Origin of the sequence: Buchnera aphidicola (Anoecia oenotherae) (assembly GCF_005080765.1) — a bacterium.
In the GTDB taxonomy this organism is placed as follows: Bacteria; Pseudomonadota; Gammaproteobacteria; order Enterobacterales; family Enterobacteriaceae; genus Buchnera_E; species Buchnera_E aphidicola_AB.
Map to the genome: position 1 here is coordinate 206,468 of NZ_CP033012.1, position 15,016 is coordinate 221,483.

9 protein-coding genes and 1 pseudogene are annotated in these 15,016 nt (G+C 21.7%); 1 reads left to right on the forward strand and 9 read right to left on the reverse strand.

From position 1 onward, the window contains the following. Positions 1-55 precede the first annotated feature (55 nt). The 8 genes and pseudogenes from D9V65_RS00845 to ilvB form a co-directional block, all read right to left on the reverse strand. Positions 56-697 (reverse strand): 5'-methylthioadenosine/adenosylhomocysteine nucleosidase, encoded by a 642-nt coding sequence (locus tag D9V65_RS00845; RefSeq protein WP_158341706.1) that lies wholly within the window; start codon positions 695-697, stop codon positions 56-58. A 132-nt stretch (positions 698-829) separates the two neighbouring features. Beyond that, positions 830-1,165 carry an iron-sulfur cluster insertion protein ErpA gene (gene erpA / locus D9V65_RS00850; RefSeq protein WP_158341707.1) on the reverse strand — a complete coding sequence of 112 codons (336 nt, stop codon included), beginning with the start codon at positions 1,163-1,165 and terminating at the stop codon, positions 830-832. A gap of 123 nt (positions 1,166-1,288) precedes the next feature. Next, on the reverse strand, positions 1,289-2,440 hold the full coding sequence (ftsZ, locus tag D9V65_RS00855; protein ID WP_158341708.1) for a cell division protein FtsZ: 1,152 nt from the start codon (positions 2,438-2,440) through the stop codon (positions 1,289-1,291). A 35-nt stretch (positions 2,441-2,475) separates the two neighbouring features. Then, positions 2,476-3,729 carry a cell division protein FtsA gene (ftsA, locus tag D9V65_RS00860; protein WP_158341709.1) on the reverse strand — a complete coding sequence of 418 codons (1,254 nt, stop codon included), beginning with the start codon at positions 3,727-3,729 and terminating at the stop codon, positions 2,476-2,478. A gap of 2,376 nt (positions 3,730-6,105) precedes the next feature. After that, positions 6,106-6,828 (reverse strand): annotated as a pseudogene (locus tag D9V65_RS00865) (FtsW/RodA/SpoVE family cell cycle protein); the annotation flags it as partial. 1,340 nt (positions 6,829-8,168) lie between these two features. Then, positions 8,169-9,116: a 16S rRNA (cytosine(1402)-N(4))-methyltransferase RsmH gene (rsmH, locus tag D9V65_RS00870; protein WP_158341711.1), complete on the reverse strand. Its 948-nt coding sequence runs from the start codon at positions 9,114-9,116 to the stop codon at positions 8,169-8,171. A 180-nt stretch (positions 9,117-9,296) separates the two neighbouring features. Continuing rightward, entirely contained in the window at positions 9,297-9,773 is a 477-nt protein-coding gene (gene ilvN, locus D9V65_RS00875; RefSeq protein WP_158341712.1) for an acetolactate synthase small subunit, read from the reverse strand. Beyond that, positions 9,770-11,500, reverse strand: a complete 1,731-nt coding sequence (gene ilvB, locus D9V65_RS00880; protein WP_158341713.1) for a biosynthetic-type acetolactate synthase large subunit — start codon at positions 11,498-11,500, stop codon at positions 9,770-9,772. The genes ilvN and ilvB overlap by 4 nt, the downstream gene beginning before the upstream one ends. A gap of 944 nt (positions 11,501-12,444) precedes the next feature. Between ilvB and D9V65_RS00885 the strand changes: the two genes are divergently transcribed. Beyond that, positions 12,445-13,896 (forward strand): trypsin-like peptidase domain-containing protein, encoded by a 1,452-nt coding sequence (locus tag D9V65_RS00885; protein ID WP_158341714.1) that lies wholly within the window; start codon positions 12,445-12,447, stop codon positions 13,894-13,896. 108 nt (positions 13,897-14,004) lie between these two features. On the opposite strand, the gene dapD is transcribed toward D9V65_RS00885, so the two are convergent. Next, a complete protein-coding gene (gene dapD / locus D9V65_RS00890) occupies positions 14,005-14,835 on the reverse strand; it encodes a 2,3,4,5-tetrahydropyridine-2,6-dicarboxylate N-succinyltransferase (protein WP_158341715.1) in 831 nt (276 codons plus the stop codon). Positions 14,836-15,016: the final 181 nt, after the last annotated feature.

Sequence of the window (15,016 nt, forward strand, 5' to 3'; positions counted from 1 at the left end):
AAATTGAGATATATATTATTCATTGTGATAGTTTTTAAATTATTTTTTTACAGTATTATGTGATTTTTCTTATATTTTTAAGCATACTTAAAACTAATTTAGAGTAGTTTTTTATAGATTTTTTTCTATTTTTATAATAATTAAGTACAGAGTTTTTATTTGAAAGATCAGAAATGCTACGGATAGATATGAAAGGTGTTTGAAAAAAAAAACATACTTGAGCTATAGAAGCTGATTCCATATCTATTGATAAGGGTTTCTTTTCTACATTTTGAATTTTAATTTTTTTAGTATTTGTAATGAAAGAATCTCCGCTGATCATGTTTCCAATAAAATAGATTATTTTTAATATTTTTGAACAATTTTGAGCTAGTTGAATAAATGGATAATATGCATGAAATATTTGTGGACATCCTGCTATTTGGTTATTTTTATATCCAAATGATTCTAAATTAACATCATGGTATTGAACAGAATTAGAAATAATAACATCGCCTATATTTAATTTTTCGTTAAATCTTCCACATGATCCAATATTAATGATTCCATTGACCAAATAATTTTTTATAAGCAAAGTAGTTATTATACTAGAAAAAACTTTTCCAATTCCTGATTTAACTAGAATAATATGTGTATTGCATATATATCCATCGTAAAAATTATGATTATTTATAGTTTTTTTCTTATACAGTTGCATTTTTTTTTTATAATTTTTATTTCTTTATCTGTCGCGCCAATAATTCCAATTTTTATTTTTTTCATAATTTTTAAAACGTTTTTATCATGTAATAAAGTTAAAGTAAGTTCTATTTTGTAGATTATGTATTTTTTATGCGCTAAAAGATTCTCCGCAACTACAGGTTTGTTTTGCGTTCGGATTTTTAATAGAAAACATGGATCCTGAAAAATCTTCTAAGTAATCGATAGTTCCACCGTGGATATATTGTATACTAATAGGATCTATAACAAAAGAAATTCCTGAATTTTTAATAACAGTATCATGTTTATGAACTTTTTCATCGATTTTGAAATTGTATTTAAACCCATTGCATCCTCCTCCAGTAATGTAAATTCTTAAATTTAAATTTTTATTTAACAAAATTTTCTTTGTTTTTTTTATAGCAGATTGAGTAATATTTATATAGTAATTATTTTTATTTTTCATATTGTATAAATCTAAAAATTATAGAGTATATTATTCGACATAATATGAGTGTGTTAGTTAGTTAAACAATTATTTGTTTTATTAAGTATTTTTTAATATTTAAAGTTCTTTTTATTATAAAAATTATTTTTTTCTAAGAAAAGAAGGAATATCTAGATAGTTTTGAGTTTTTTTATTATCTTGTTTTTGATTATTGAATTTGTTTTTTTCATTATTTTTGATTTCTTTAGAAAAATTTTTTCTAGTAATATTTTGGTACCTGTAATCAGAAGATAATTCTTTAGACGATATGTTTTGAATGGAAGGGAAGTCGTCGTATCTTTCATTTCCAATACCAGTAGCTACCACTGTTACTCTTAGAGATTCATTCATATCAGGGTCGAGAGAAGTTCCAATAACTATAGTTGCGTTATCAGAAGAAAATGATCTAATAGTATTACCTACAGTTTCGAATTCATCTAATCGTAAGTCAAACCCGGCGGTTATATTTACTAATACTCCTTTTGCTCCTGATAAATCAATATCTTCTAATAATGGACTAGAAATTGCTATTTCTGCTGCTTCTTCAGCTCTATTTTCACCTTCTGCTATTCCACTTCCCATCATTGCATGTCCCATTTCGGACATAACTGTTCTAACATCAGCGAAATCAACGTTCATTAAACCAGGTTTTGTGATTAGTTCAGCTATTCCTTGTACTGCTCCTTTAAGTACATTATTAGCTGCACTAAAAGCATCTAGCAAAGAAATTCCTCTACTAAGAACTTTTAATAGCTTATCATTAGGTATTGTTATAAGAGAATCTACATGTTTAGATAAATCTACTATTCCTTGATCTGCAAAAATCATTCTTTTTTTTCCTTCGAATGAAAAAGGTTTTGTTACTACAGCTACTGTTAAAATATTTAAATCTTTTGCAATTTCAGCAACTACTGGAGCTGCTCCTGTTCCTGTTCCTCCTCCCATTCCTGCTGCTATAAAAACCATATCAGATCCTTCTAATGCTGATTTTAGAGCTTCTTTATCTTCTTCTGCAGAATTTTTTCCTATTTCAGGATTAGATCCAGCGCCTAATCCTTTAGTAGTATTATTTCCAATTTGAATTGTTTGACATATTTCAATTTTTTTTAGTGCTTGAGCATCTGTGTTTATAGCAAAAAAATCTACTCCTTCTATTTTTTCACGAACCATATGTTCAACAGCATTACCTCCACCTCCTCCTACACCAATGACTTTTATAACGGCATCGTTAATTAGTTGAGTTTGTTCAAACATTTTTTTTTTCCTTTCAGTGAATTGATATATATATATTAGAATTCTTTGTATAACCAATTATATATTTTTTTGAAGTATCTATTTAACAGTGTATTATTTTGACCAGTATTTTTATTCTGTTTAAATTTTTTTTTTCCATAGTGTAAAAGTCCTACAGCAGTAGAATACTTTGGTGTAGAAATAATGGATTTTTCATTATTGGTATTCAGTGGAGATCCAATTCTTATTTTTTTATTAAACACATTATAAGAACATGTTGTTAAAGATTTTATTTGAGATCCGTTTCCAGTTATAACTATTCCTGATTTTAGTTCAGCAGAATGATTTTTATTTTTTAATTTTTTTTCTACTATTTCTATTTCTAGTTGTACTAAACTAAGTAGTTCTATATATCTTGCTTCGATTACTTCTGTTAATTTTTCTATTGTGATATGGGGAAATACATTACCTTGAGTATCTAATATTTTTAGGTTTTTATTTTTCGGTATTTTAGATAAATCCGCATGTCCATATTTTATTTTAATATGTTCTGCTTCAGGAATAGAAATAGAAAAAGCATAAGATATATCGTTAGTTACCATATTTCCAGCATATGGAATAACCTTACTATAATATAAATATCCGTATATATATATAGTGATATCTATAGTTCCCGCTCCTATATCAAGCATGCATACTCCTAGATTTTTTTCTTCAGCTGTAAGTACAGCATTTCCAGAAGCTATTCCGGAAAATATAAATTTATCTATTGTAATTCCATTTTTTTTTGTAGCATGTTGAATGTTTTCTAGTATATTATTATGACATGTAATGATATGTACATTTGCTTCCATCCTTTTTCCACATAAACCTATTGGATTTTTTATTCCAATTTGTTGATCTATAGCATATTCTTGCGGAATAATATGTATTATTTGATAATCGTCATTAATCTTAATAGAACTAGCTGTATGAATGATATGATTAATGTCAGTTTCATTTACTTTATTTTTAGAAATTGGGATGATTCCTATTTCATTTTTAGAACCTATATATTTATTAGATAGAGTTACATATGCGGATTTTATCTTGCATTTAGAAATAAATTCTGCTTGGAATAATGCTTTTTTCAAACAATTAGTTACTGATTTTAAATTGTTTATAAATCCTTTTTCGATTCCTTTAGATTTAGATTCTCCTATTCCAATAATATTTATACCTTTTTCAGATATTTCTCCAATAACAACTGATATTTTCATAGTACCAACATCTAATCCAACTATTAGTTGTTTTTTTTGTGTATCGATCATTCTTTTAGTCCATACTGTAAATAAATACTGTGATAATATATTTTATTAGATAATTTAAAAAGTTAAATGTTTATGGTATTAATATATGTTAAGTAATAAATACATCATATTATAGATTATTTAATGTATAAATATGCTTTTTATAAAAGATTATTTTGATTTTAAAAATAGAAATAATTAAATATTTTTTTAATTTAATTTAATTATTAATTAACAATAGATAGAGTTATTTAAATAAAATAATATATATGATATATATATATTTATACTTTAAACATAAAATTTGTAAGATAAATGTAAATATTTATCATATTAAATGGTTTTTATGTGAACTATTAAGTAAAATATTATGAAAATTTTTTAGTTAGATATGTTTTATAAAAAATTTTTTAAAAAATTTTAAATTTTAAATAATTGATTAGTATACACGTAATTTGATGAATAAATTCATTTATGTTTATTTAAGAAATATATGTGAATGACTATATGTTATATAATGAATTTTTATTTCTATAAAAAATAAACATTATAGAAAATTTTATTTTGAAAAAATATTTTTAATATTGTATATATAAATTATATTTAGTTTTTAAATTTAAATAAGAACGATGGGTATAAATGTTTATATTTATAAAAAATATAATCAAATTATTGATATTTAAGCAGTATATTACAGGCAGACGATTTATATTTTTATATGAAAATTAATTTTAAAAAAAATATTTTTAATGTAAAGTTACTTAAATTAATTCTAATTTAATTAGATAAGATTTTGTTATCAATTGTAATGTTATTTTAATTTATATAGGAACTTATATAAAACGTAGTAATGTTATTAAGGATTATTTTTTAAAAATTAATTAATATTAATTTTTTATATTTTAAATATTCTTATAAAAATAATATGAATTTAGTTTTATTTTTATAAAAATATATGCAATATTTGTTTATTAAATATTTGAGTTAGACTGTAATAGAGTTTTTTCAATAGATATTGATATAAAGTATATAATATTATTATATATATTAATGTTTTTAATAGATTTTATATGTTAATTTTTAATTATATAAAAAATTTTTTCTTTTATTTTTTGTAGTTTGATTTAGTTTATCGAATATAGAAATATAATTATATTTAATTGTATTAGAATTATAAGATTAATATTATTGAATAGTTAGTATTTATTAAAAAATTTATATTAAATTTTTAATTAAATACATGTGTATTTTATTGATTTTAATATATTTATATGTATGTATATACATAAATTTTTTGTCAAGATATGTACATAGATTTTTTTTATAAGAATCAATTTACTTGTGATTGAATTGAGATATTTTTCATTAATAGTTATTTGTTTTTAAAACATAGGAATAGATAGATTTTTTTAATATTTATAATTTTTAATTTTAAATATTGATAATAAATATTATTTTAGACATTAGTATTACTATTTTATTTTTAAAAAAATACTAAATTTTTTACAATTGGAATTAACAGTGTATTAATGAAAAAAAATTTATAGAACAAATTTTGAACTCTAAATTTTTATACATATTCTAAAATAAACAAGAATAGATTTATTAAAATAATAAATTATATATTAAATATATTTCAGTAAAATGGTTAGATAGTGTTTTTTTTATAATAATTAAGATTGTATTAATTTTTAATAAATATTTAACAACTTTTAAAAATTTTAAATTATAATGCTTTTATTTACATAAATATTGTATGTATATATATATATAATGTATTTAAGTATGAACATTGGTATTTTTAAAATTTTAATAGATCTAGAAATGTACATTTTATAATAATTAGTATATTAAATTTTTTTTTTAAAAGTAAAAAGCGCCTATGTATTAATTAAATACAAATAGTATTTATATTATGTTTAATTTTTAATCAAAAATAATTTTAACTAATAGTTCTGTTATATATATGTTTGTTTTATTAATAATATGATAAATAGTTTTACAGATGTACATATATTAAGTTTTAATTTTATTAAAGTTGAATATTTATTGAATAGTATTTTCATTTGTAGTAGAACTACAAGTATCTAAAATAGAAAATAAAAAATTTATGGTTTAATATGTACTTTTCATGTGCATTTTGTTAATTATAGTAATTTTTTTAACAATTGATTTTTATTAGTGAATATATATATAAATGTGTATAAGTTTATTAATAAGAATTATTTTTATATTTTGTACATGTTATATGTATATATATATTGATAGCAGTTTTATTAAATTTAGTTTTTATTTAGATTAAGGATTATTTTTTTGCATTAAATTAAAATAATTTATCTAATAGATAATGTTAATGATTATTTATATAGTTTATATATTATTAGTAGCATAGTTTAATTAAAATTTATAAAAAGCTTGACGTATATTTTTTTTTGTTTCAAAATCAATTTTTATGATAATTAATATTGCTATCCAAATAGTAATAAAGTTAGCTTTGCCATAAATTAAAAATGGAAGTGTTGGTATTGGTATTATATTTTGTTGGGTAGTATTGAACATATTAATTATTGTTTGAGTTAAAAACCAAATAGAACAAGATAATGAAAAAAATCCAGAGAAGTTATTATTTTTTTTAAGAGATTTTTCTCCAATTTTTGTTATGTATGTAATCATAAAAATAATAATAAAAATTAAATAAAAAAAATAAAAAAAGCTCAATTTTTTGGAGATTATAATGAAAGTAGAGTATAGATTAGTATTTTTTAGAAAGTAATATTTATTAGTAAAATTATTAATTGTGTTATATGTTAGATTTTTATATTTATAGTTTAATATAAATTCAATAATTTGCATATTAGATGCAATTGTTATGAATAATACTTTTATAGTTAAAAATATGGTTTTTATGTAGTATTTTTTTATAAACTTGTGATTTAAAAATAATATTAATGTTGAAGGAAGTATAGCTAAAAAAAACATTTTTTTTCTTTTATTAGTTAAGCATATTAAATATATGGTTGTAATAAAAAGAATAAAAGCATTGTTTACATCTTTTTCAAAAATAAAAAAACTACATAATATCATTAATATAATTATCAGTTTGAGTATATTCCAAACATTTTTTTTTTTGTTAGTTTTCTAGAACAATAACTAGAAATATAGATAAGAAAAAATAATTTTATTAATTCTGGTATTTGAAAAAATAAATTATTATATTTATTAATTATTTGTAATGTATATTGAAAATTTTTCAGAGAAATTATTAAAAAGAGTGTTATAAAAATTATTTGAAGTATAATTGTGTTGTTTTTTTTCCAAAAAGAAAGAGGAAGATATACTATGGTATAAGTTATTATGGATAGTATTATTAAATAAAAAAAATTATTATGTATTAACAATACTGATTGAGACAGTATGTTTTCTTTCTTTATCGTATTTGGAATAGAAAATAATATAGTATATAAAATTAAGTTTATTAGAATAATAAACCATCTAAATAGAGATTCATATGATTTTATAGAAAAAGTATACATTTTTTTTCACTATTTTTATTGTTGAATAATATATTAAATTAACAATTTAATTAGTTTTATTCAGGATATGAATGAATTTTATTTATAAAAATTTATTTATATAACAATATTAGTAGAATAGAAAAATAATATATAAAAAATTTTATTATTTTTATATTTTCTAAATAGAATAAATAATGAGATGTTTATTTTAACTATTCTAGAGTATATATAGAATATATATGTCATTAATTTTTAATTTAAAAAAATAATTTAATCTTTATTAAAATTAATTATTTTTTATATAATAAATTTATAAATTCTTTTAATTTTATTAAATTTAATTTGATTAAATCAGGTTACATAATATTTAATTTAATATGTATTAAACATATTAAATGTAATTGTAGATATAATTTATTATACGATGTTCCTTAAAATTTTTTTTTTAATATATAAAAGTTTGTTTATTATTAAAAATAATAAGATATATTAACTTTAGTATTTAAAAATAATCTAATTTTTAAAGAAAATGTAATTTATATTTAATAATTTAAGCAACAAAATAAAAATTTATATAGTTAGAAATTATAAATAGTTGTAATTTTTAGTAAATATTTATAAAAATTTAACATTTATTTTTTTACATAGTAAAATTTATAATAAATAAAGTTTGTTGATTTTACAATATAAAAAATGTAATTTAAACGTAGATATGGTATTTTAGTTTTTTTTTTTAATTATTATTTTTAATTAATTATTTATGTATAGCAAATAATTATTGCTAGATTGTGTTATTTATACATATAGAAATATTTTTAATATTATTAATTTAAAATTAAAAATGAATTTTATCTGTATTATTTGGTATGTTAAATAACTATAGCTTATAGTATGAATTTTATATATGCATACGTAGTATTTTATAGATATATAAGTATCTCTTTGTTAAATCAATTCAGCTGTTCTAATAACAGCACTTCTAGATCTTGGATTTAAAATAATTTGGTGTTTATTAGGCATTTTTTTTGAAATTAATTTTAATTTTATTGAATTAGATAAAAAAATTTCTTTTTCTGTAATAGGAATACCTTTTGGAATGAAATTTTTTTTACTATATTTGTTAAAAAATTTTTTTACAATTCTGTCTTCTAAAGAATGGAAACTGATTACAACAATGCGACCTTTTGGAGCTAAAATTTTTAATGATTGTTGTAATGCGATTTTTATTTCTTCTATTTCTTTATTTATTTTTATTCGAATAGCTTGAAAACTTCTAGTAGCTGGATGTTTAAATTTTCTTATTTTTTTAGGTATTATTTTAGTAATCAAATCAGCTAGTTGTTTCGTAGTTACAATAGGTTGTATGGAATTTTGTTTTTTTATTGCATAAGATATTTTTTTTGCGTAACGTTCTTCTCCATATTCCCGTAGTACTTTTTCTATTTTTTCTTGTTTAGATGTTAATAACCATTGTGATGCCGAAATTCCTTTTTTTGGATTCATTCGCATATCGAGAGGACCATCTTTCATAAATGAAAATCCTCGTTTAGAAGAAGTAATTTGAGGAGTAGATACGCCTAAATCAAATAGTATTCCATTTGTTTTTTTTAAAATATTATTTTTTTTTGAAAAGTTAAAAATATTTGAAAATACATTGTTTTCTATTTTAAATCTTGAATCTGTAATTTTTTTAGAGTAGGAAATAGAATCAGGATCTGTATCTATAGCAAAAAGCTTCCCCTCAGAACTTAAATTTTTGAGTATTAAAGAAGAATGACCTCCATATCCAAATGTGCTATCGATGTAAATTCCTTTTTTTTTTATTTTAAGTGATTCAATAGCTTCATTTAGGAATACTGTCGTGTGTAGTGTTTTAAAATGATAGTTGTACATATTTTTTTATAAAGTAGAAAATCATTAAAGTAATTAAATTGTTTGTAAAAATAAAATTTTTAATTTAAAAAAATGGTAAAAAAGTAGAGTATCTTTATAAGACATAGATAATCATTATTATCGTTTTATATTTATGTATTTATTTAGTATTTTAAATTTATTTATAAAATATAACAATATCTATTTATTATTTATTCCAATAATTCCAGATGTGCATATTTCTAGAATTTTACTGATAATTTCTATTTTTGAAATAAAAGATTTTATTTTTTCAGGTGTTCCAGTTATTTGTATAATATAGTATGAATGAGAAACATAAATTATTTCTGCTTTAAAAATTTTACAGTTTTTTTTAATTTCTTCGTTTCTAGAATCAATAATTTTTACTTTTATTAATGATATTTGACGTGATATATGAGCATTTTCTGATATTTCTATTACGCTTATTATATTAATTAGTTTTTTTAATTGTTTTTGAATTTGTTTTATAGTATTTTCATCTCCTCTAGTTTGAATAAAAACATTAGATAGAGTAATATCGTTTGTTGTTGATACGTTAATACTATCTATATTGTAGCCTCTTTGAGAAAATAGTCCTACTACACGAGAGAGAGAACCTGGTTCGTTTTCTAAGATTAAAGATAAAGTTCGTTTCATTTTTCAGATAGATTTTTCCTTAAAATCATTTCGTTCATAGCTCCCCCTTTTATTTGCATAGGATATACATGTTCGGAGCTATCAATTATGATGTCTACAAAGACTAGTTTGTTTTTAGATAAATTTTTAAGAGCTAACATTAATTTCTTAGATAGTTCTAATGGAGAATTTATTCTAATTCCTACATGTCCGTAAGATTCTGATAGTTTTATAAAGTCTGGTAGAGATTCCATGTAAGAGTGAGAATGTCGTCCAGAGTATAGCATGTCTTGCCATTGTTTTACCATACCTAAACATCTATTGTTTAAATTCATAATTAGTATAGGTATATTGTATTGCATAGCAGTAGATAATTCTTGAATATTCATTTGAATACTACCGTCTCCTGTAATGCAAATAACAGTTTCTTTTGGAAAAGCTAATTTTACACCTAAAGCTGCTGGAAGTCCAAATCCCATAGTACCTAAACCTCCGGAATTAATCCAACGTCGAGGTTTTTCAAATAAGTAATATAAAGCTGTAAACATTTGATGTTGACCTACATCTGAGGTAACAAAAGCTTTTCCTTTTGTTAACTTCCAAATAGTTTGTATAGCTAATTGAGGTTTTATTTTTTTTTCGTTCTTTTCATATTGTAAACTTTTTTTGTCTCTCCATTCTTTTATTTTTTTCCACCATATAGTGAGTGATTTTTTATCTTTTTTGATTTTTTGATTTTTTAGTAAAGAGTTTATTTCTTTTAAAACATCTTTTGCATTACCTAAAATTGGTAATTGAGCTTTTATAATTTTTGAAATAGAAGTTGCATCAATATCAATATGTATAATTTTTGCATTTGGACAATATTTTACAACATCATTTGTAGTTCTATCATCAAATCGAACTCCAACGGCAAAAATTACGTCTGCATAATGCATTGTCATATTAGCTTCATATGTTCCGTGCATACCTAGCATTCCAATGTGTTGTTCATGGGTTCCTGGAAATCCTCCTAAGCCCATAAGTGAAGTAGTTACAGGAATGTTAAGTTTTTCAGCTATATTTCTGATTTCTTGATGACTATTAGAAGTTATAATGCCTCCTCCTATGTAAATAACAGGTTTTTTAGCTTGTATTAATAATTCTAAAGCAATTTTTATTTGTTTTTTATTTATATTAATTTTAGGATTGTATGATTTAAATTTTATAGTTTTTGGCCAATAATATGGTATTTTATTTTTTGGATTTAGTATGTTTTTAGGTAGGTCTATTACAACGGGGCCGGGTCTTCCTGTAGAAGCAATCCAGAATGCTTTTTTTATTGTTACCGCTATATTTTCGACAGATTGAACTAGAAAACTATGTTTTACTATAGGCCGGGATATTCCAATCATATCGCATTCTTGAAAGGCATCGTATCCTATGAGGTGTAAAGCTACTTGTCCGGAAATAATAACCATAGGTATTGAATCCATAAAAGCAGTAGCTATTCCAGTAATAGCGTTGGTTGCTCCAGGACCTGATGTCACTAAAACTACTCCTGTTTTTCCAGTAGATCTAGAGTAACCATCTGCCATATGGGTGGCTCCCTGTTCGTGTCTTACTAAAATATGATTTATTTTTGTTTTACTAGTTTTTAAAGCATCATAAATGTCTAAAACAGCTCCTCCAGGATAACCAAAAATATATTCTACTTTTTGATCTATTAGAGATTGAATAACTATTTCAGCACCAGATAATAATTTCATTTATTTTCCTAATAGTAAAATTTTTGCTTTAAATATTTATAGTTAAATATTTTACAAGAATTAATTTAATTGGGGTTAAGTATACTTAATAAAATTTAAGTTTATAATATTAAACATATCATATTTTATAGAAGATAGTTATGTTTTAACATGTTATATATATTTTTTAAGTATTTTAATACTAATATTTAAAGAATTAATTTAATAGTAGAAATCTTTTTTTAAGATATATCTTTAAAGTAAGATAATTAAATAGATAGTTTTTATATTATAAGTTTAATAAATAATTTTAAATAAAATTTAATTAAAACATATGGAATTAGTTATTTAACAAATATTAAAAAATGTATGTGAATTTAATTCTTATTAAGAAAGTATTAGTATATGTTTTTTGAAGTAAAAAATTATATATTTTACATACATAAAATTGCATTATTATTTTTAATAAACAAGTAAAATATTATACATAAATTATATACGAACGCGTTTTAGAAGGGGTTTTTACAGGAAAATATTATAATTATTTTTAACTTACATATACAAATATTTATACATGTATGTACATATATATATAATGTTTTAAATTTTTAGTAACTAGTATAATTATAGAAATATATATATATATAAATAAATGATTAATGTCTATATGGTTTTTTTTTTATAAATAAATATATTAATTTATTTATTTTAAAAATAGTATGTAATTCTAGTTATACTAGTTTTATGTTTATTTTAAATTTATTTGATTAGTTAGTTGGATGTTTGTTATAAATTTTTTTATTTATAATAAAAGTAGTAATTGAATAGTAATAAGAACGTTGTTAAAAGCAATATATATAATGATTATAAACAAGCATATATATAACGAAGAATATATGTGTATATATTTTATATTATAAAAAATGAGTTATTTCAAATAAAATTAAATTATTTTGAGTAGATATATGAAAACAATACGTTTTTTATATGGTTTTTTATTAAAAGCATTATTTTTTTTATACTTTTTTTGTTTTTTTTGTATTTCTTTATTAGCAAATTCTTATGCTAAAACATCTTCTATGGTACTTCAAAATAGTTTTTCTTCAGTAATACAAAAAACTATTCCTTCGATTGTTAGTATTTATGTTGATGGAATGATTACTGTAGAAAATCAAAAAATTGAAGATCAAGATAATATTTCTGAAAATAAAAAAAATAAACGTACAAAACAAATCGCATTTTTTAATAATCATTTTCTTACTAAAAAAAATGAAAATATTTATGAAGTTAAGAAAAAGTTTAAAGCACTTGCATCAGGTGTAATTATTGATTCTAACAATAGATATATTGTTACTAATAATCATGTAGTAGAAAATGCTGATTGTATTATTATTAAAACATATGACAATTATTATTGTTTAGCAGATGTTGTAGGAACAGATGCTTATACTGATTTAGCTGTAATTAAAGTTAGAGGAACAAAACAATTAAAAGAAATAAAAATTTCTGACTGTAAAGAGTTAAAAGTTGGAGATAGTACTATAGCTATAGGTAATCCATATGGTTTACCTGATACTGTAACAACAGGAATAGTATCAAATATTGGAAGGAGTGGTTTAGATTTAAATAAGTATGAAAACTTTATTCAAACTGATGCAGCTATTAATAATGGAAATTCTGGAGGAGCATTAATTGATTTAAAGGGAGAATTAATAGGAGTAAATTCTGCTATTTTTAGTCCAGTAGGTGCTAATGTAGGGATAGGTTTTTCTATACCAGGATATGTAGTAAAAATTATTAGTCAACAATTAATTTCAAATGGTTCTGTTCATCGTGGGAATTTAGGTGTTTCTGGAGTTGATTCAGATCAAAATATGGCTGAATCTATAGGAACATTTAAAATTGATGGAGCTTTTATAACTGAAGTGGCAGATAATACTTCTGCGAAAAAAGAAGGATTGCGTGCTGGAGATGTAATTGTTTCTTTGAATAATAGAGCTATTACTAATTTTTCTGAATTAGTTTCAGAAATGTTAATTGCAGAATGTGGATCTAAAGTAAGATTAGGGGTGATAAGACATAATAAAGTATTTTTTATAAATGTAAAAGTAGAAGAAAACAAAAAGAAAAAAAACATTTTACCTGAATGTGTAAATCATTTTTTTTTAGGATCTAAGTTATGCAATTTTAATTATAAAATGAATGGAGTAGATAATAAAAGTGTAAAAATAAGTGCTATTAAGCAAGGTTCTTTTTCAGATATAAAAGGATTTAGAAAAAATGATGTAATTTTATCGGTAAATAAACGTTCGATTATAAATTTAAAAGATTTGAAAAAAAAATTGAGTCAAGAATATATATTGGTTCTTTTTCAAGTTTTAAGAAATAATAAAACAGTATATGTAGTCTGTAGTTAATCTTATGTAACATATATTTTACATTAGTTGTCCTAGTGTTTATGAAAGTTGTAAAAAACAGGACAACTAATGATTTAAAAATTTTATATAAAAATTAAATATTAATAATTAATCTTGATATATGTTTCTGAGTAATTTATTAATTTCTATTTTACTTAGTGTTTTATTATCTACCTTTTTTACTATGATTGCAGAGTATAATCCATATTTTTTATTTTTTGAAGGTAAATTTCCAGGTACTACTACTGATTTGCTTGGTACCCGTCCATAATAGATTTTGTCGTTTTCTCTATCATAAATTCTTGTACTTTTTCCGATATAAACTCCCATAGATATTACTGATCCTTCTTCGACAACAACACCTTCAACTATTTCAGATCTAGCTCCAATAAAGCAGTTATCTTCAATGATCGTAGGTGATGCTTGAAGAGGTTCTAAAACACCGCCAATACCTACTCCTCCTGAAATATGAACATTGTTTCCTATTTGAGCGCAAGATCCTATAGTTGACCAGGTATCTATCATAGAGTTTTCTCCAATATATGCTCCTATGTTCACATAACTTGGCATTAGAACACTATTTTTGCCTATAAATGCTCCGTTTCTTACAGTAGATAAAGGTACAATTCTTACATTATCTTTCTGAAATTGAGATTCGTCGTAATCACTGTATTTTAATGGTATTTTATCGTAGTAACAGGTTTCAAGAGCATGAAATATAGAATTTTCTTTTATTAAAAATGCTAATAAAATCGCTTTTTTAACCCATTCATTAACTATCCATGAATTGTTTTTTTTTTCTGCTGCTCGTAATGTTCCGGAGTTTAGTAAATTAATAGTTTTATCGATAGATTCAGAAATAGAAGAGTCGATATTATCAATGTCTAAAGTATCTTTTTTTTCATAAGCTTCATCAATTATTTTTTTTAAATTTTCCATGAATAAATATTTCCTATAATGAATATTAATGGTTTTAAATACTATTTAATTTAATATTATAAATTATATATAGATATATATAACAAATATTTTTATATTAGAAATATATTTTTTTAGAACTTAAAATATTGAATTCTAAAAATAGATTTTAATCATATTTAATATAATAAATTATTGTAAA

Coding starts and splice junctions, on each gene's coding strand:
- D9V65_RS00845 (WP_158341706.1), bottom strand. CDS start 697: ATGCAACTGTATAAGAAAAAAACTATAAATAATCATAATTTTTACGAT.
- erpA (WP_158341707.1), bottom strand. CDS start 1,165: ATGAAAAATAAAAATAATTACTATATAAATATTACTCAATCTGCTATA.
- ftsZ (WP_158341708.1), bottom strand. CDS start 2,440: ATGTTTGAACAAACTCAACTAATTAACGATGCCGTTATAAAAGTCATT.
- ftsA (WP_158341709.1), bottom strand. CDS start 3,729: ATGATCGATACACAAAAAAAACAACTAATAGTTGGATTAGATGTTGGT.
- rsmH (WP_158341711.1), bottom strand. CDS start 9,116: ATGTACAACTATCATTTTAAAACACTACACACGACAGTATTCCTAAAT.
- ilvN (WP_158341712.1), bottom strand. CDS start 9,773: ATGAAACGAACTTTATCTTTAATCTTAGAAAACGAACCAGGTTCTCTC.
- ilvB (WP_158341713.1), bottom strand. CDS start 11,500: ATGAAATTATTATCTGGTGCTGAAATAGTTATTCAATCTCTAATAGAT.
- D9V65_RS00885 (WP_158341714.1), top strand. CDS start 12,445: ATGAAAACAATACGTTTTTTATATGGTTTTTTATTAAAAGCATTATTT.
- dapD (WP_158341715.1), bottom strand. CDS start 14,835: ATGGAAAATTTAAAAAAAATAATTGATGAAGCTTATGAAAAAAAAGAT.